This window comes from Legionella bozemanae (assembly GCF_001648595.1).
In the GTDB taxonomy this organism is placed as follows: domain Bacteria; phylum Pseudomonadota; class Gammaproteobacteria; order Legionellales; family Legionellaceae; genus Legionella; species Legionella bozemanae.
The window spans coordinates 1-286 of sequence record NZ_KV441811.1 but is presented as its reverse complement, the minus strand read 5'-3'; the positions used below and the strand labels follow the sequence as shown (position 1 = coordinate 286).

Sequence of the window (286 nt, the reverse complement as noted above, 5' to 3'; positions counted from 1 at the left end):
GACTCAGGTAATCGTACCACGATATCAAAACGCTTATCTCCTTCAAAAAGCTCACCACCCTTTTTCCCGCCGGTAGCAATCACAATGGCATCTTGCACAGCGCCAACTTGCAAACCGTAACGCGCCAAAGTATCGCGATTAATTACCACCGTCCAAAGAGGTAATCCACTCACTTGTTCGATTTTGACATCTGCAGCTCCTGGTACTTTTTTAAGTTGTGTACTAATGTTTTCTGCGATCTCCAATAAAGTATTCATATCATCGCCAAATACTTTGACCGCGACAT

1 protein-coding gene is annotated in these 286 nt (G+C 43.7%); it reads right to left on the bottom strand.

Translation table 11 applies throughout. The features are described from left to right. Positions 1–286, bottom strand: a 286-nt coding sequence (locus A8O27_RS19225; protein ID WP_259293074.1) for an efflux RND transporter permease subunit, incomplete at both ends; no start/stop codon positions are given.